The following is a 15,277-nucleotide window of genomic DNA, read 5'->3' as shown; positions in this document are numbered from 1 at the left end:
CTTGGGCTCGCGCTAGCCGAACATGGCCTGCAGGTGCAGACTGGCGTCGTCATAGTCGCTGCGTTCGAAAATACCCTGTTGCAGGAAGGCTTCCATCTCCGGGTAAAGCTTGATGGCTTTATCGAGCATCGGATCGCTTCCAGCGGCATACGCGCCTACACTCACCAGATCGCGGTTGCGCTGGAAACTGGAGAGCAGTTGTTTAAACTGACGCACCCGCGCGTAGTGGGTGTCATCAATTAACGCGGTCATCGCACGGCTGATTGAGGCTTCAATATCAATCGCCGGATAGTGACCGGCTTCGGCCAGACGGCGCGACAATACAATGTGACCATCAAGAATGGCGCGCGCCGAGTCGGCAATCGGGTCTTGCTGATCGTCACCTTCGGTAAGCACGGTATAGAAAGCCGTAATCGAACCGCCGCCGTGGGTGCCGTTACCGGCGCGTTCCACCAGGGCGGGGAGCTTCGCGAACACGGAAGGCGGATAACCTTTGGTGGCCGGTGGCTCGCCAATCGCCAGGGCGATCTCACGCTGCGCCATGGCGTAGCGGGTGAGGGAGTCCATGATCAGCAGCACGTGCTGGCCACGATCGCGAAAATCTTCCGCGATGCGTGTGGCATACGCGGCACCCTGCATACGCAGCAGCGGCGAAACGTCAGCCGGTGCGGCGATCACCACCGAGCGCGCACGGCCTTCTGCGCCGAGGATGTTCTCAATGAATTCTTTGACTTCACGGCCACGTTCACCGATCAGGCCAACCACGATCACATCGGCTTTGGTATAACGCGCCATCATGCCAAGCAACACCGACTTACCGACGCCGGAACCCGCAAACAGGCCCATACGCTGACCGCGCCCGACAGTCAGCAAGGCGTTGATCGCCCGTACGCCGGTATCCAGTACATCGTGGATTGGCGTACGTTGCAGTGGGTTAAACGGGGCGGTGATCAAGGGCGCACGATAGCCGGTGTCCGGGGCAGGTAAACCATCCAGCGGTTTGCCTGCGCCATCCAGCACGCGGCCGAGCAGTTCTGGCCCAAGCAACAGCTGTTTACCGCCTTGTGCGTTGTCACCGCTAAAACGGGCATAAACGCGCGCACCCGGCAAAATGCCGTCCACTTCTTCCAGCGGCATCATCAACAGTTTCTGACCGTTGAAACCCACCACTTCACTTTCCACTTCAGTGATGTTGTTACCGTCGTGACGTTCGATGATGCAGGTCGCACCGAGCGGCAGTTGCAGCCCGGTGGCCTCCAGTACTAAACCGGTAGCACGGGTCAGACGGCCATAGCGGCGCACGGTTTGCACCTGCGAAATACGATCCTCGAAGGCATCGAGTGCGCCAAGCCAGCGGGAAAGACGCGACGAGGTCATTACAAGGTCCCCGGTGCGGCCAGACGGCACAGTTCCTGCCAGCGGGTTGCCACGCTGGCATCGAGATCACCATCTTCGGCGCTGAGTTTACAGCCGCCGGGATGCAGTGAATTATCCGCGAGCAGTTTCCAGCCGTGCAGATCCAGCGTCGGGCCCAGTGTCTGCTCAATACGCTGTAAATCATCAGGATGCACACGCAGCTGCGGTTTGCCGCTGAACATGGGTTCTTGTTGAATCAGTTGCTGAATCTGGCGCAGCAGGGCGGTGCCATCCACTTGTGTGGCCTGGCCAATGACCGTGCGCGCCGCTTCCAGCGCCAGCTGCATCAGACGAGAGGCAATGACGCTATCCAGCGCTTCCAGCGTATGGTGGAACTCGGTCACCAGCTGCTGCATACGCGCCTGTAAGGGCGCCTGCTGCTGCTGGGCATCGGCTAGCCCTTGCTGAAAACCGGCGTCGTAGCCGTTCTGCTGCGATTCGGCAAAGCCCTTTTGATAGCCTTCGCTATAGCCTTGCGTCTGTGCATCTTTGCGCATCTGCTGTTGCATGCGCTCCAGCATCTGCTGTTGCTCAGCTTCGGCACTCATTTCGACATCCACAGCCGGCTCTTCCTGCGGCAGTTCTTCCGCCACTTTGAAGGTGCTGCCTAAATCATCAGGCTGCCAGCGCTGCCACGCACGGGCGGAAAAGGCATCAGACATAAGTTTCCTCGCCACCACCAATTACCATTTCGCCGGATTCTGCCAGGCGACGGACCACCAGCAGGATCGCTTTCTGTTCGTTCTCCACGGCCGACATACGCACCGGACCACGGTTGGCCAGATCGTCGCGCAGGATATCGGCTGCACGCGCTGACATGTTCTTGAGGAACTTCTCGCGCAGCGGCTGTTCGGCACCTTTCAGGGCGATTAGCAACTGCTCGGACTCCACTTCCTGCAGCAGGCGCTGGATGCTGCGATCGTCCACTTCCACCAGGTTTTCGAACAGGAACATCTCGTCGATGATCTTCTGTGCCAGCTCGCCGTCGAAGTCGCGTACCGCTTCGATAACCGCTTCTTCCTGCTGCGTTTTCATCAGGTTGATAATTTCGGCTGCGGTTCTCACGCCACCCATCTTCGCACGCTTGAGGTTGGTGCCATCCAGCAGACCGTTCAGGACTTCGGTCAGTTCTGCCAGCGCCGCTGGCTGTACACCGCCGAAGGTGGCGATACGCAGCATCACGTCGTGACGCAGGCGTTCGTCGAACAGCGCCAGAATATCTGCAGCCTGGCCACGTTTGAGGTGCACCAGGATGGTGGCGATAATCTGCGGATGCTCGTCGCGGATAAGATCGGCCGCTGCCTGAGGTTCCATAAAGTTGAGTGTTTCCATGCCGCTGGTGGTCTCGTTCTTCTCGAGAATATCTTCCAGCAGGCTTGAAGCACGCTCCTCGCCCAGCGCTTTGATCAGCACTGAACGCAGATAGTCATTGGAGTTGAGGCTGAGCGCAGCAAACTGCTCGGCATCTGCTTCAAACTCGCGCAGCACTTCGGTCAGTTGCTTATGCGACACCTGGCGCATCCCCGCCATCGCGGCGCTCAGGTGCTGCACTTCACGCTGGTTGAGGTGTTTGAATACCTCGGCCGCACGTTCTTCGCCAATGGTCATCATCAGAATGGCGCTTTTTTCAGTACCGGTCAGACTCATAGTTCTTTACTCATCCATTCGCGGATAACCAGCGCCACAACGCGCGGATCGTTTTCAGACATATCGCGGATGCGCTGGCTCATCACCTCGGCGCTCATGCGGTTATTGGATTTACGCTCCTGATCCAGCTCGTCTTTACTGAGCTGCACGTTATAAGCTTCCTCAGATTCCAGCGCTTCCGCACGGGCTGCCGCCGCTTCTGCTGCCGCTTGCTCCTGCGCTTTCTTACGCAGCAGCTGCGGACGAACCAGTTTGCGATACAGGATGAAGGCAACCAGCGCCACCAGCAGCCAGCGACCACCGCTCATCAACATGTCGAAGAAGGCTTGCGACTGCCAGAACGGCAGGTCACCGCCAGACGGCTCAGTCATGTTGAACTGCGAGTTCACCACGTTGACGCTGTCGCCACGATTCTGCGAGTAGCCCATCGCTTCACGGGTCAGATCTTCAATCTGTTTGATCTGCTGATCGTTCAGTGCAACGGCTTTGCCTTTGCCGTCATCACGGTAGTTCACCACCACGGCCACCGACAGACGCTGCACATCGCCCACATTGACCTTGGTGTGGCGAATGGTGCGGTCCAGTTCGTAGTTCACGGTGTCGTTACGGCTTGAGCTGCTCGGGCCGCTGCTTTGCTGCGTGCTGGTGGTGGTGCCGTTGTTGTTCGCCGCGTTGTTCTGGCCATTCGCATTCTGGCCGTTGGCATTTTGGCCGTTAGCATTTTGCTGCTGCGGATTGGTAACCGGCGCAGTATTCGCAGGGGCAGGTTGATTCGACAACGCACCCGGCACGCCACCTGGGTACGGGCTGCCATTCTGCTGGTTGGTATTGGTCTGACGCGAGCGAATCGCCGTGCTGTTTGGATCGGCGTTCGGTTTGTACTTCTCGTCGGTTTGTTCGCTGCGGTCAAAGTTGATCTGCGCTGTCACCTGCGCATGCACATTGCCCTGGCCAACGATCGGATTCAGGATGGCTTCGATACGCTGCTGATAACGCGCTTCCACTTCAGACGCATACTTCAGCTGTGCATCATTCAGGTCACGACCTTCGCTGTCAGAACGAGTCAGCAGACGACCGGCCTGATCCACCACGGTCACGTTGCCAGGCGGCAGACCGGCGACGCTGCTCGACACCATATGCTGAATGGCCTGAATCTGGCCTTCATCGAGTGCGCGACCCGGTTGCAGGTTCAATGTCACGGAGGCCGAAGGCGCTTTCTGCTCACGCACGAACAGCGTAGGTTTTGGCATCGCCAGATGCACGCGCGCGCTCTTGACCGGGCCGAGCGTTTCAATGGTGCGGGCCAGCTCACCTTCCAGCGCACGCTGGTAGTTGATCTGCTCGCTGAACTGGCTGATGCCGAACTTCTCTTTGTCCATCAGCTCAAAGCCAACAGAGCCACCTTTCGGCAGCCCCTGTTGCGCCAGGCGCAGACGCAGTTCATGTACCTTATCGGCGGGCACCATTAAGGCACCGCCGTTTTCGGCGAACTGGTAAGGAATGTTCATTTGCGTTAGCTGGGTAACAATCGCGCCGCCATCCTCATCGGAGAGGTTGTTATAAAGGACGCGATAGTCAGGGGCTTTAGCCCACAGCACCAATGCAAAAACCACTGCGATAGCGGCAGCGGCAGCAACAATGATTGGAATTCGCGGATTGGCGCGCAGGCGAGCCAGAAGGTCATTGAAACCTTTCTTTGCGGTATCTTGTGTGGCGGCTGCACTCGCATTCATGACCGATTCCTGCCTGACATAATTGACCGGGTTAGTTGTGGTGACAAAACAGACTCCCTGAAGCAACGTCTTAAATGAAATTCCAATCTTATGGCTGGCATTATTGATGAATCGGGTCACTTCGATGGCTGGATAAGCTAGGTTTTTTACGTTTATTTAGCGCCTTTGTCCTATTGACAGTGTGTTAACTTTTGCAGCGTGAAAATTTAAACCCTTCTTTAATGAGGTACAGGCAATGTCGATTCAGGCAATTGATGGTGTGTTGCAGCAGCTGCAGTTAACGTCGTTACAGGCCAGCGGCAAGCAGGCCGAGTCAACCAATCAGGTAGATTTTGGTGCCACCATGAAAGCAGCACTGGATAAGATCAGCGACACGCAAACCGCGGCGCGCACCCAGGCACAGGATTTTGAAATGGGCAAACCGGGCATCCAGTTAAACGATGTGATGGTCGATCTGCAGAAATCCTCCATTTCCATGCAAATGGGGATTCAGGTGCGTAACAAACTGGTATCGGCGTACACCGATATCATGAACATGCAGGTGTAGTGGCTGCAAACATTGTTGCGGTGTCAGGCGGGAAAGCATTTATCTTTTTCAGTAACAGCGGCATGATGCTGGCCTGACACACCGCGTATATCGAGAAGAGGATTCTCACGTGAAGCCCACCCTGCTGCTGCTGATGGCAACGATCATGCTATCCGGCTGTGATAATAAAAATGCGGACTTTGCACCGCAGATGAAAAATTACGCTTACCTCTATCAGTTCGAAGCCATTCCCGGCAAAGTCAAAAGCACGCATCAGCGCCTGTTTAGCGCCGACGACACGCCAATCTTTGATGTCGATATCGCGTTCGATGGGCAAGGCTGTATTGCCCATGTGAAATCCATTGATAAAGCCGGAGATATCACCGAAGTGACGCGGGAAGGCGATAAACTGACTGGCACAGAAAACGGTCAGGATGTGGTCGTCACGCTGAATAAGCAGTGCGCGGTAATAAAAAAAGTCACTCCCAGCATGACGGTGGATATTGGCTATAACGATCAGGGTTGGGTTGATCAAATCTCCTCTCCCGCCTCCGATGTTAAATTCCATCTGACCTACAATAACGTCGGTGATATGACGCTGTTGAGTATTAAGAAGGGCGATGAGGAAGTGTCACGCGCCAGTGCCAAACATGATACGGACGCAAAAAAGATATCCGATGTGGTGACGACGGTGCAAAGAAACGAGCAAAGCAAGACGGTTACCACGCAATGCCAGTATAAGAATGATGTTCCTTTCCGCTGTGATACCGTGACCACTGATGCCGAAGGGCAAGTCACGGATAAGCAGTACGGCACCATTGATGTCACCTATTATTGATGCTTGAGTAAGCCGCGAATGCGGCTTTTTTTATGCCGTTAATATCGGCGCCGATAAGCGAAGCGCTAAATAAAACAATCACTTACTGATCAATTGCGCGCTCGATATGCTAAAGTGTGGGCCTTAGGTAAGCATTCGTCAGAGCAGGGAACTCGGTGTGCAACATGCGCATCACGCGAGGCGTTGAGGAGTGTTGAGTAAGGGTTGCAGCGACAAGAAGCGTGTAAGAATGAAAGAAGGTTATTACTGGGTTAGAGATAAAGATAACCCACCAGAAGTCTGGCGATATATAAAGCAATTTGGCTGGTACCGTCCCTGCGTTGCCGTGCCCATCACCTTAAGTTCTTTTAAGTTGATGAACTACCAGGTCATCAGCGATCGATTATTACCACCGGGTTACTTCCCGCTTTAAATGCTAAAACCGCCGGTTAAAGGCGGTTTTTTTATTCTCTCTAACCGTTCGCTATTTGATTTCCGGCCAGGCGATAGCCGGGAAACCATTTAACTGCGGACGCGCGAACAGATACCCCTGGAACTGGCTAATGCCTGCCGCTTCCAGCCACATCCACTCCTCGGCTTTCTCCACGCCCTCTGCAATCACCGCAATCTCCAGCGAGTTACAGCACTTAATGATGGCATGCAAAATGGCCTGTTTAGGACCGCTTTTGTGCACATCGCTAATCAGCTCACGATCAATCTTAATTTTGTCCGGCTGAAATCTTGATAACAGTGACAGGCCAGCAAAGCCCGCGCCAAAATCATCCAGGGCCAGACTGATACCCGCCGATTTCAGTTTGCGCACCTGTGCCGCAAACTCATCGGTGCGCGAGATGATCTCATTTTCTGTGACTTCAACAATCACCTGCTCGGGGACCAAACCATTGGCTTCAATCTGCGTCAGCAGAAACTCCACCGCATCAGGAACCGTGACCAGGGACATTGGCAGAAGGTTAATGGAGGTACTGTGTTCGCCAATACCTAATTTTTTCGCCAGTTCGAACGCCAGTTTTTTAGACTGAATATCCGCATGATAAACAGCCTCGCCACCGAAGGCCGAAAAGTATTCGCCTGGCGAACCGCCATTCGGGGTACGGATTAACGCCTCATACGATGCCACGCGGCGTGCAAACGGATCGATAATCGGCTGAAAGGCGAAGTGGCACTCTTTCAGTGACTCAATGACTTCATTCTGAAGGGTACGAGATGGCTCATCCGCAATAAATTCCCATGTGCTGGCTGCGGGGATTTCAAAATAGTTCTCTTTATCACGAGCGATAACAAAGGTGCGCAGGAACTGCAACGCGCGATCATCGTAGGTCAGTTGATAGCGCGAGGTGCCTTTGTCTAACACGGCTTGCAGCACCATGGATTTATCATGCTCGCGTAAATCAAACAGCTCCATACCCACTTTGCCAAAGCGGCGAGCGGGGGCAAAGTCATGCATCAACTCCACCAGATTGTGGTGGCGGGCGTCCAGGCAAATGCGATCATAAATACCCTGCACAGCGTCACGGGGCCCTTCAAGTAACTGGAAGAAGTGCAGTCCATCAAAAAGCAGAATGCCTGTGACATCGTGCGAGCTGTTTTTGTTATTCGCTTTGGTCACCATGTCTTCAAGTGTTTTGATAGGAACATGGTCATGGAGGTGACTGCGATAAATGATGGTGGTAAGCATAGCGATTGTCCGGACAGCTTATTATTGTGGGGCCTACAGTAGCAGGCCTGGGGCGGGGGCTGTCCACCAATATAGACTCGAATCGTAAACTATTTTCCAATTAATGAGTTAACCGAAACGGCTAGCGAAACGGCGTCAAATCGAATTGTTAATTAATTGCACCGGGGGAGTATTTACGATAAATAATTTCGATTGAATGGATAAATAAAAAGCGTATCTTGACCCTCGTTAACCAGAGGTGAGCATAATGTTACGCGACTATTTAAAGATTGATGATAGCGACCGTTTAGTTGAACAGAGCGTATTAAGACTCAACAACCGCGGTCAGGAAGATGTCACTGAATGGCATATTGTTAGCGTAGACGGCAAGCAAAAAGGCAGCGTGACGCTGTTCGATAAGCTCTGCAACCGCCGCTCATATTGTGTTAACTATCGCATTACGCAGAAGGATGTGCACGGGAGGGTTGTCGTCGATCACTTGACCGACGTTTTGTAATAATTGCCGTAGTTTTGCTGGTTTTGACCCGCTCATAGGCGGGTTTTTTGCATTCTCTTATCTGGCGCGATAGCGGCGCATTTCCATCATAGTTCCGATTAATTCAATCTTTTTCTCCGCCGATGTCTGCGCGGGGAAGTCATCATTTAACGGCCGCAACGAGAAAATTTGTTCGTCGTGCTGCTCGGCCATCAAACGATAAATGCGCACCTGTGCAACACCATTGATGAGCGCCAGCACCGCATCACCCGGTTGTGGATTAACGGCAGGATCGAATATCAGTGTATCGCCGGGTCGGTAGTCAGGTTGCATGGCGGCATCCTCAAGGGTGATAGCCAACGCCGATTCACTCAGTCTGCTATCGCTGTAGAGAAAGCGGGTCGCCTGCTGCTGAATCAATAAGCGTTGCTCCTGCATCCACGCAGCAGCTTGCGCCAGAGTGATCAACGGCAGAGCACTGACATCACTGACGTTAAGCGGGGCGGTAAACACCTCGCCCTCGCCATCAATTATCCAAGCTGCCGTACATTGCAGCAGTTCTGCCAGCCGCAACAGGTTCTCGCCGCGCGGGACCGTCTCATCTTTTTCCCATTGTGAAACAGCGACATGTGACACGCCAATGCCACTTGCCACCACTAACTGCGTGAGCTTTAGCGCTTTACGACGGCTGCGAATGCGTTCACCTGCAGATTCTTTTTTCATCATCTTGACAACTCCGCTGGGTTTTACTTAAGTATACTTAAATTTATTAATTAAAGTAAACTTAAATTCTGATGTTGGCCGCGCAACTGGCAAGGGCGGACAACATGTTTCTCGGGCGGATCCCTTGCCAGTGAAGAGAGGTGAGGCATGGAAAGTAGTTTGGTGACCAGCGTCGGTGCGCTACTTCTCGGTGGCGGTGCGGCAGCTGTGTTTTGGAAACCCTTAATGGCCGGCATCGCGGCCATCGTCACCAGCAATCGCGCCGGCGGCGAGATCATCACCAGCTATAAAGAGCAGGTGATGCTTCTCAAGGAGAGCCATGCGCTGATGCGCCAGGAGAACGATGACCTGCGTATTCGCCACGACAAAAACCTGCGGCGCATCTCTTCGCTGGAGACCGATCTACGGCTGATTAAGAACGCGTTGGGCATTCTGTTAGCCACCACGGAATCTGATCACAGCGATAAATTCCGCAGTCAGATCAATCAACTGATCACCACCTTAGAGGAGAGTCGCGATGGTGCAGATAAACAGTGAATTTTCAGTGCGCGGCCATCGGCGTCAGCTACTGCTGGGCGGTCTGCTGCTGATGCTGTCGCTGCTGTGTGTGGCGATGACCATTATGTTCGTGTTCGTGAATAACAGCGCCAATCGTCGGGTGGAGGATATCCGACAGCAGTACCGTGCGATTTCCGATCGGCGGGAAGCGCGGGTGGCGGAATTGACCAGCCAGTTAGTGACATTGCAGAAAAAACTCGATGGCTTGCCGGACCGCACCGCGAACAAGACAGCGGACAAAGTGAAGCAGGTTGTGGGGGAAGACGCGCCACCCGAATCGACGCATTAAGGAGGCCATGATGAGTATTACCGAGCGGATTGCAGCCAGCTTCGGCCGACTGCGGTCTTTATTAAGCAAGAAGGAGAAAATTATGAGCGACCAAACTGTAATCGAAAATAGTGCAGCAACTGCAACACCGGATGCCAGCACGCTGTCACCATTAGAGAGTTTTGCTAATGAGGTGGCGGTGCCGGGCAGTGCGACAGTGACCGATGCCTCAACGACAACCGTGGATAGTGCACCAGCACAGGATGTTTCAACTTCAGCTGTAAGTAGTGCACCCGTCCCTGCCTCCTCAACGCCAGCGGTGAATGCTGGCAGCGAGGCACAGCTTGGGGCGGACGCTGCGAGTGCAACGGATCTCACCCAGCAGTTGGCCACGCCCGATCCTCTGGCCAACGGTTCTGCCAGCGCTGGGCCGTCAACGGCTTCTACCGTCGGGATTCTCGCTGAGCAACCTGCCGTGGGAGTCATTGCGGATGCTGTCAGTCAGGACATCAATGCCAGCGTGAAGGACTTCACTCAGGCATTTAACTTTGTTGAAAATGGGGTTGAGAAGCTAGGTGCCGCGGCTAAGGATGAGCTGATCGCCCTGGCGCGCAAGTATCTGTAATGCTCAGGCGGCCTTCGGGTCGCCTTTTCATCTTCCGATTATTCTTAATGCGGTCTCGCTATTTTCTACTAACTTTAATGATTCAAACGTTATTTAAACGGGTTTAATTAGCGAAAAGGAAGATAGCATGAGTGATACAGAGGCAATCAAAACCAAAACTGACTACCTGCGTGATGTCACCTCCCAGTTAAAAGAGATGCGTCACTATGCGCAGACTAACACTGAGACGCTATCCAGCCACTGGTTGGCATTTGATGCAGGCGAGTACAAAGACAAAGAGTACGCAGGACGTTTTGACACGCTACTCAACAAGCAGGGACAGTTGTTAGATGATATCGAGCTGGCGATTCAGGATTTAGAGATCGCCATCAATCACAGCGAGCAAGAAAGCTAAGTTCCCCCGCGCTGGTGGCTTAATCGGCCACCAGCCACATTTCGGCTTCATCGAACATCTCTTCGACAATACGTGCCACCGTCGCTTTATCATTCTTACTCAGATCGGTATCAATGGCGTTTCGCTCCATTGGCTTGACGCGTACCTCGATCTCAGGAAATACGCGTTGCACGCGCTTCTCCAATTCCTGCAATATCATCTCACGTGCGCCTGGTAAACCGGCGACGTTGCGCTTATCGTAAATCAGCTCCACAAACATCAGGGCAGTCCATTCTTCAAAGAGGGTGCGTCATATTACTGTAAATAAAAACAGTGGCAAGGCTCGAAGCCCTATAGGTAAGAATATTTTTCTATCTGAGATACAGTTAGCGGGATTTGCACTGATACTCAACAGCGTTACAAAGCGAATTGGCTTTTTTAGGGGGTAAACATGCGTCAACTGGTGATCGATATTTTGTTGAAAATGGCAAAAATGGATACGGAAGCAAAAGAGTTGGTGGCGCAGGTTGAGGCACAGTCATTACTGATTGCGGCCTTATTGATTCAGGCGAAGCAGGATAATAACTTAACGATCAGCGACACCGTTCAGGATGCCATTTTGACCGCATCGCGTGCCGGGCAGCAATTTTTACAGTCAGATGTGGATCTGCTGCTGACGCACATCAATCGTCTATTGGCGGTGGCAAGTTATGTGGAAGTGAAAGGGATTGAGCGCGAGGGGTAAGCAAAAAAATACTACCTCTGGAGGGGAAATCCAGCAACTCCTCCAGAGGCGGCGCAATAGCACCTTCGTTCAAGGACAATCTACGACCGAAGCCGTCAGATACAAGTTATACAACTTATTCAGGATTGTACAACTTTTTCCTTGCCGATTTGTGTGGTTAGAGGTGTGTTTGAGATAATTTAGGGCCGCTGCGCTTAAAGTTCGTTCTTAATGCAAAACTCTTCCCACGTCATGCCGAGCGCTTCCGCATGGGATTTCAGGTAAGTTTCAATCGCTTCAGCAGCAACCGCTTTATCAGGCTCTGCCAGTTGAATGGAAAACAGCATGCCATCCAGCTTTTTCTGGCGTAAGAATGCGGCATAGATGCGCTCAGCGTGCCACTCGCGCAGTTGGCGCAGTGACAAGTTGGCCGCGCGCGCATCGCTCTCGGTCAGTTCATCCAGCGCGGCTTGAAAATCGGCGTGCGCGGCAAAAAACATCGTGCGGGCCTGGGCGTAATACTCTTCTGGGGTTTTCATGCGAATTTCCTGCTTATCGACTTGCGCGCTAGTGTAACGTGCGCGAGCCGTATTGTCAGGCTCAGCCGGGTTTTCACCGAGATTCCTTGCGTAACTTACGCGAAAAATTATAACGTAGCCGCCATTGAGGCGAGTGTAGGGACCAGGAATGAAAAAGTGGATGGTATTGGCCGCGCTGGGCTTGAGCGGATGTGCGCAAATCAGCAATTACGATGAAGCGGTAAAAACCCCGGCACCAGTGGAATTGCAAGGTAACTGGCAGACTGTCGGACCGCAGAGCAAGTTGATCAGTGGCCAGGCGATGGGCAGCCTGATCATCGGTGCAGAAGGCGACACGCTGGACTGCCGCCAGTGGCAGCGCGTAATTGCCAAGCCAGGCAAGTTAACCCGCCTGAGCGATGAGTGGGTCAACGTGACGCGTCAGGTGCGCGTGATGCCGCTGACGCTGGAGAACGGTGAACTGCGTTATGACGGCTTGCGCATGCGTAAGGTCGACCAACCCACTGTTGAGTGCCAGCAGGCGCTGAAAGAAGTGGCGAAGCGTCCGAAGGATGCGGTGATTCAGGATATTCAGCCGCAGATTATGGAGCCGGTGTCGGTCCCTGCGCAGAAGTGATTTTGTGAGCACAGTTCTAAATAAGAAACGGGTGAGCATCAGCTCACCCGTTTCTTATTTAGCCCGCCGTAAATTAATTCTGTGGCAGATAGACATTGCCTTGCTTGCCGTAAGCACTCATGACCGACTTTTGCATTGTAGATTGACCAATCAACTGCGACAGTTCATCCATGCGCGCCTGTAGTAGACGTCTGACTTCACTCTCATTGTCCAGGATATGGCGCAGTACCGGACGCAGTTGTTCTTGCAAATAGTTGGACGGTGGCGAGGCCTCAGTCGAGCGGGCCAAAGTTTGCACCGCACTGACGTAATCCACTTCCTTTGTAATCAGGTCATCCCATTCGCCGTCTGCGGCCAGGCGCAGCATTCCATGGCTGAGATCGAGTAACTCTTGATAAACGGTGATCAGTTGCGGTGCGTTATTCATTAAACGGCGTCCTGAAGGTGTTGAGGTTGTGCGACTTCTTTCCAGGCATCCGCGATATTACGCAGAAGACCTTCTACTTCTTCGAGGGCTTCAACATCATTACGCAGATTCGCCTGAATCAACCGGCGAACCATATAAGCATAAAGACCTAACAGATTGTCGGTGAGGTCATCGCCTGACTGCTCATCCAGACCCTGCTTCAGCCCGCTTTCGATAATGTTAATCGCTTTGGAAATCGAATTACCTTTTCCCTGAATATTGCCATCCTGCATAAACAGGCGGGCACGGATCAGTGCACTGATCGCGCCGTCAAACAGCAGCGTAATCAGTTGCTGTTGGTTGGCGCTCATTACGGAGCTTTCCACACCAATTTTTGCATAGGCTTGGGTGCCATTTGCGCTGTACATGATTACTCCTTATGAAGATGAGCTGCTGGAGCTACTTGATGATTCAAACTGCTGCGTCAGGTAAGAACTGGTGCTGTTCAGCGAGCTCATGGTGACGTCCAGTTGGGTAAACTGTGCTTTATAACGCGCGATCATATTGTTGATGCGCGTGTTCATGTCGTTGTACTGCTCGGTCAAATTATTCAGTGTCTTGCTGACACCGTCTTTGGCCGACTGAATGCTGCCAGTTGAAGAGAGCCAACTAGTGAGATTGGTAGCCAGAGTAGTGGTGATACCGGTGGTTTTGCCATCACCAACAATCATCTCTTTAATACCGTCCGGATCTTTAGTCAGCTCGGTTGAGAGTTTGTCAGAATCCAGCGTAAGTTCACCCGTCGATGGATCGGATGTGATACCAATTTGCGCTAATGTTTTATACGTTGATGAACTGGAAGAGTTCGTCAACATGCTTTTAATTTGGGTCTGAATGCTGCGCAAAGTGCTGTCGCCTACCAGGGCTCCGTTGCTGGAGTCTTGCGTATCAGATCCCACATCCACTGCCGTGTATTTAGTCAGGGTATTGAACTGATCCAATAGCGTGTTATAGGCAGTGACGAAGTTCGAAATAGCCGTTGATGCTTTTGACGTATCCTGCGCGATGGTCAGCGTTTGGTTGCCGCTGGTCGTGTCACTCAAGTTTAGCGTAATGCCTTCGAGTGCATCGCTAATCGTGTTGGTGCTGCTGGTGATCGCTACGTTGTTCACCGTCAGTTCGGCATCCTGCGCCGCCACGCTCACATCCATCGGGTTATCGGCATCGGTCTTGGTCGAATCAAAACCTACGATATTGTTCAGGGTGTCATCACCCGTCACGCTAATCGATGAAACGGCATTGGCCTCACCCGTTTTGGAAGAGGTCAGCGACAAGCGGTAAGAACCGTCGGCCACTTTTATAATACTGGCGCTAACGCCAGCACTGGCACCGTTGATGGCATCACGCATGCCGGTCAGTGAAGTCTGATCGGTGGTCAGCGAGATATCTTTGCTGGTGCCATCAGTCAGCTTAATGGTCAGAGTGCGGCTGGTGGCAGAGCTGTCGCCCAATGCGGTGGTGTTGCTGGTTTGCACCGCAGAGGTGAGGGTCTGTGCCTGTGCCAGTTGCGTAACAGCCACGCTGTATTTGCCAGCAACCACGGTACCCGAGGTGGTGGCGCTGAAGGCGCTGCTGCTACTGGTGGCGGTGGTGGCAGAGAACAGGTCTGCACTGTTCAGCGCGGTGTTGGCGGTCTGGAAAGTCGTCAACGCACTGGAGAGCGTACCGTAGGCACTCAGCTTTGCGGTATAAGCGCTCTGCTGATTGGAGATCGGTGTTAAGGAGGCTTTTTCCGCAGTGGATAAGCTATCCAGGATACTACTTAAGTCGAGGCCTGAACCGACACCGAGGGTAGTGATACTAGCCATGTTGTTTCCTTTTCATGTCGACACGGAGAGTGAATACCGCGGTTATCGGCTTATCTGAGGCAAAGTTTAGATTTATTTACCAGCGAGTGATAAAGCGAATAAAGGCTATAGAGAAGGGTATTTCCGGCGCTAGAAAAGTATTGGGTTTGCACTAAAGAAGTGCGAGGTGAGGGCGATAAAGATAAGCGTGACAGGTTGAAGAGAAAAAATTTCGCCTGGTACTAAAAAATCTCTAAAGGTTGTTTAAGCACAGACGATAACAACTTT

The 15,277-nt window shown here is 52.9% G+C and carries 21 protein-coding genes; 10 read left to right on the top strand and 11 right to left on the bottom strand.

From position 1 onward, the window contains the following. Nucleotides 1-12 precede the first annotated feature (12 nt). The 4 genes from fliI to fliF are packed head-to-tail and all read right to left on the bottom strand — an operon-like array spanning nucleotide 13 to nucleotide 4,796. Nucleotides 13-1,377: a flagellar protein export ATPase FliI gene (gene fliI, locus AC6I8L_RS11565; protein WP_045815130.1), complete on the bottom strand. Its 1,365-nt coding sequence runs from the start codon at nucleotides 1,375-1,377 to the stop codon at nucleotides 13-15. Then, complete coding sequence (gene fliH / locus AC6I8L_RS11560; RefSeq protein WP_034824427.1) at nucleotides 1,377-2,078, bottom strand: flagellar assembly protein FliH; 702 nt, start codon at nucleotides 2,076-2,078, stop codon at nucleotides 1,377-1,379. The genes fliI and fliH overlap by 1 nt, the downstream gene beginning before the upstream one ends. Continuing rightward, on the bottom strand, nucleotides 2,071-3,063 hold the full coding sequence (fliG, locus tag AC6I8L_RS11555; protein WP_058959881.1) for a flagellar motor switch protein FliG: 993 nt from the start codon (nucleotides 3,061-3,063) through the stop codon (nucleotides 2,071-2,073). Before fliG ends, fliH begins: the two co-directional genes overlap by 8 nt. After that, nucleotides 3,060-4,796 carry a flagellar basal-body MS-ring/collar protein FliF gene (fliF, locus tag AC6I8L_RS11550; protein WP_058959880.1) on the bottom strand — a complete coding sequence of 579 codons (1,737 nt, stop codon included), beginning with the start codon at nucleotides 4,794-4,796 and terminating at the stop codon, nucleotides 3,060-3,062. The genes fliG and fliF overlap by 4 nt, the downstream gene beginning before the upstream one ends. Nucleotides 4,797-5,031: 235 nt before the next feature. Between fliF and fliE the strand changes: the two genes are divergently transcribed. From fliE to AC6I8L_RS11535, 3 genes are all read left to right on the top strand, one after another. Further along, on the top strand, nucleotides 5,032-5,343 hold the full coding sequence (gene fliE / locus AC6I8L_RS11545) for a flagellar hook-basal body complex protein FliE (RefSeq protein ID WP_034824419.1): 312 nt from the start codon (nucleotides 5,032-5,034) through the stop codon (nucleotides 5,341-5,343). 109 nt (nucleotides 5,344-5,452) lie between these two features. After that, the gene (locus AC6I8L_RS11540; RefSeq protein ID WP_058959879.1) at nucleotides 5,453-6,160 is read left to right on the top strand and encodes a YnfC family lipoprotein; all 708 of its coding nucleotides are present in this window, start codon (nucleotides 5,453-5,455) and stop codon (nucleotides 6,158-6,160) included. A gap of 229 nt (nucleotides 6,161-6,389) precedes the next feature. Next, nucleotides 6,390-6,572: a hypothetical protein gene (locus tag AC6I8L_RS11535; RefSeq protein ID WP_045815127.1), complete on the top strand. Its 183-nt coding sequence runs from the start codon at nucleotides 6,390-6,392 to the stop codon at nucleotides 6,570-6,572. Between the two features lie 51 nt (nucleotides 6,573-6,623). Here the strand turns inward: AC6I8L_RS11535 and AC6I8L_RS11530 are convergent, their stop codons facing one another. Continuing rightward, entirely contained in the window at nucleotides 6,624-7,835 is a 1,212-nt protein-coding gene (locus tag AC6I8L_RS11530) for a diguanylate phosphodiesterase (protein WP_058959878.1), read from the bottom strand. Nucleotides 7,836-8,082: 247 nt separating this feature from the next. Between AC6I8L_RS11530 and AC6I8L_RS11525 the strand changes: the two genes are divergently transcribed. Next, a complete protein-coding gene (locus tag AC6I8L_RS11525; RefSeq protein WP_038646357.1) occupies nucleotides 8,083-8,331 on the top strand; it encodes a hypothetical protein in 249 nt (82 codons plus the stop codon). Between the two features lie 57 nt (nucleotides 8,332-8,388). Here the strand turns inward: AC6I8L_RS11525 and AC6I8L_RS11520 are convergent, their stop codons facing one another. After that, on the bottom strand, nucleotides 8,389-9,036 hold the full coding sequence (locus tag AC6I8L_RS11520; protein WP_058959877.1) for a helix-turn-helix domain-containing protein: 648 nt from the start codon (nucleotides 9,034-9,036) through the stop codon (nucleotides 8,389-8,391). A gap of 144 nt (nucleotides 9,037-9,180) precedes the next feature. Between AC6I8L_RS11520 and AC6I8L_RS11515 the strand changes: the two genes are divergently transcribed. From AC6I8L_RS11515 to AC6I8L_RS11500, 4 genes are all read left to right on the top strand, one after another. Beyond that, entirely contained in the window at nucleotides 9,181-9,570 is a 390-nt protein-coding gene (locus tag AC6I8L_RS11515) for a hypothetical protein (protein WP_034824400.1), read from the top strand. Further along, complete coding sequence (locus AC6I8L_RS11510; protein ID WP_034824398.1) at nucleotides 9,551-9,880, top strand: hypothetical protein; 330 nt, start codon at nucleotides 9,551-9,553, stop codon at nucleotides 9,878-9,880. The genes AC6I8L_RS11515 and AC6I8L_RS11510 overlap by 20 nt, the downstream gene beginning before the upstream one ends. Before the next feature lie 82 nt (nucleotides 9,881-9,962). Continuing rightward, a complete protein-coding gene (locus tag AC6I8L_RS11505) occupies nucleotides 9,963-10,484 on the top strand; it encodes a RodZ family helix-turn-helix domain-containing protein (RefSeq protein WP_153012276.1) in 522 nt (173 codons plus the stop codon). Between the two features lie 127 nt (nucleotides 10,485-10,611). Then, nucleotides 10,612-10,878 (top strand): hypothetical protein, encoded by a 267-nt coding sequence (locus AC6I8L_RS11500; protein WP_034824391.1) that lies wholly within the window; start codon nucleotides 10,612-10,614, stop codon nucleotides 10,876-10,878. Nucleotides 10,879-10,897: 19 nt separating this feature from the next. Here AC6I8L_RS11500 and AC6I8L_RS11495 read toward each other — a convergent pair whose 3' ends face one another. Further along, a complete protein-coding gene (locus AC6I8L_RS11495) occupies nucleotides 10,898-11,137 on the bottom strand; it encodes a DinI-like family protein (RefSeq protein WP_038646364.1) in 240 nt (79 codons plus the stop codon). Between the two features lie 171 nt (nucleotides 11,138-11,308). Here AC6I8L_RS11495 and iraP point away from each other — a divergent pair, with 171 nt between their 5' ends. Continuing rightward, nucleotides 11,309-11,602, top strand: a complete 294-nt coding sequence (gene iraP / locus AC6I8L_RS11490) for an anti-adapter protein IraP (protein WP_058959875.1) — start codon at nucleotides 11,309-11,311, stop codon at nucleotides 11,600-11,602. A gap of 194 nt (nucleotides 11,603-11,796) precedes the next feature. On the opposite strand, the gene AC6I8L_RS11485 is transcribed toward iraP, so the two are convergent. Then, nucleotides 11,797-12,120 carry a DUF6388 family protein gene (locus AC6I8L_RS11485; RefSeq protein WP_034824381.1) on the bottom strand — a complete coding sequence of 108 codons (324 nt, stop codon included), beginning with the start codon at nucleotides 12,118-12,120 and terminating at the stop codon, nucleotides 11,797-11,799. A 148-nt stretch (nucleotides 12,121-12,268) separates the two neighbouring features. Between AC6I8L_RS11485 and yedD the strand changes: the two genes are divergently transcribed. Further along, nucleotides 12,269-12,736, top strand: coding sequence for a lipoprotein YedD (yedD, locus tag AC6I8L_RS11480; RefSeq protein ID WP_058959874.1), 468 nt, complete (start codon nucleotides 12,269-12,271; stop codon nucleotides 12,734-12,736). A gap of 73 nt (nucleotides 12,737-12,809) precedes the next feature. Here yedD and fliT read toward each other — a convergent pair whose 3' ends face one another. Genes fliT through fliD form a run of 3 tightly spaced genes read right to left on the bottom strand, consistent with a single transcriptional unit; the run spans nucleotide 12,810 to nucleotide 15,010 of the window. Next, the gene (gene fliT, locus AC6I8L_RS11475; RefSeq protein WP_058959873.1) at nucleotides 12,810-13,163 is read right to left on the bottom strand and encodes a flagella biosynthesis regulatory protein FliT; all 354 of its coding nucleotides are present in this window, start codon (nucleotides 13,161-13,163) and stop codon (nucleotides 12,810-12,812) included. Further along, nucleotides 13,163-13,570, bottom strand: a complete 408-nt coding sequence (gene fliS / locus AC6I8L_RS11470; protein ID WP_038646375.1) for a flagellar export chaperone FliS — start codon at nucleotides 13,568-13,570, stop codon at nucleotides 13,163-13,165. The genes fliT and fliS overlap by 1 nt, the downstream gene beginning before the upstream one ends. A 9-nt stretch (nucleotides 13,571-13,579) precedes the next feature. After that, entirely contained in the window at nucleotides 13,580-15,010 is a 1,431-nt protein-coding gene (fliD, locus tag AC6I8L_RS11465; RefSeq protein ID WP_058959872.1) for a flagellar filament capping protein FliD, read from the bottom strand. Between the last annotated feature and the right edge of the window lie 267 nt (nucleotides 15,011-15,277).

Source organism: Type-E symbiont of Plautia stali (genome assembly GCF_059731115.1).
Note: the sequence above shows the minus strand (reverse complement) of the source record. Positions and strands in the feature narration are given on the sequence as shown.

Coding starts and splice junctions, on each gene's coding strand:
- fliI (WP_045815130.1), bottom strand. CDS start 1,377: ATGACCTCGTCGCGTCTTTCCCGCTGGCTTGGCGCACTCGATGCCTTC.
- fliH (WP_034824427.1), bottom strand. CDS start 2,078: ATGTCTGATGCCTTTTCCGCCCGTGCGTGGCAGCGCTGGCAGCCTGAT.
- fliG (WP_058959881.1), bottom strand. CDS start 3,063: ATGAGTCTGACCGGTACTGAAAAAAGCGCCATTCTGATGATGACCATT.
- fliF (WP_058959880.1), bottom strand. CDS start 4,796: ATGAATGCGAGTGCAGCCGCCACACAAGATACCGCAAAGAAAGGTTTC.
- fliE (WP_034824419.1), top strand. CDS start 5,032: ATGTCGATTCAGGCAATTGATGGTGTGTTGCAGCAGCTGCAGTTAACG.
- AC6I8L_RS11535 (WP_045815127.1), top strand. CDS start 6,390: ATGAAAGAAGGTTATTACTGGGTTAGAGATAAAGATAACCCACCAGAA.
- AC6I8L_RS11530 (WP_058959878.1), bottom strand. CDS start 7,835: ATGCTTACCACCATCATTTATCGCAGTCACCTCCATGACCATGTTCCT.
- AC6I8L_RS11525 (WP_038646357.1), top strand. CDS start 8,083: ATGTTACGCGACTATTTAAAGATTGATGATAGCGACCGTTTAGTTGAA.
- AC6I8L_RS11520 (WP_058959877.1), bottom strand. CDS start 9,036: ATGATGAAAAAAGAATCTGCAGGTGAACGCATTCGCAGCCGTCGTAAA.
- AC6I8L_RS11515 (WP_034824400.1), top strand. CDS start 9,181: ATGGAAAGTAGTTTGGTGACCAGCGTCGGTGCGCTACTTCTCGGTGGC.
- AC6I8L_RS11510 (WP_034824398.1), top strand. CDS start 9,551: ATGGTGCAGATAAACAGTGAATTTTCAGTGCGCGGCCATCGGCGTCAG.
- AC6I8L_RS11505 (WP_153012276.1), top strand. CDS start 9,963: ATGAGCGACCAAACTGTAATCGAAAATAGTGCAGCAACTGCAACACCG.
- AC6I8L_RS11500 (WP_034824391.1), top strand. CDS start 10,612: ATGAGTGATACAGAGGCAATCAAAACCAAAACTGACTACCTGCGTGAT.
- AC6I8L_RS11495 (WP_038646364.1), bottom strand. CDS start 11,137: ATGTTTGTGGAGCTGATTTACGATAAGCGCAACGTCGCCGGTTTACCA.
- iraP (WP_058959875.1), top strand. CDS start 11,309: ATGCGTCAACTGGTGATCGATATTTTGTTGAAAATGGCAAAAATGGAT.
- AC6I8L_RS11485 (WP_034824381.1), bottom strand. CDS start 12,120: ATGAAAACCCCAGAAGAGTATTACGCCCAGGCCCGCACGATGTTTTTT.
- yedD (WP_058959874.1), top strand. CDS start 12,269: ATGAAAAAGTGGATGGTATTGGCCGCGCTGGGCTTGAGCGGATGTGCG.
- fliT (WP_058959873.1), bottom strand. CDS start 13,163: ATGAATAACGCACCGCAACTGATCACCGTTTATCAAGAGTTACTCGAT.
- fliS (WP_038646375.1), bottom strand. CDS start 13,570: ATGTACAGCGCAAATGGCACCCAAGCCTATGCAAAAATTGGTGTGGAA.
- fliD (WP_058959872.1), bottom strand. CDS start 15,010: ATGGCTAGTATCACTACCCTCGGTGTCGGTTCAGGCCTCGACTTAAGT.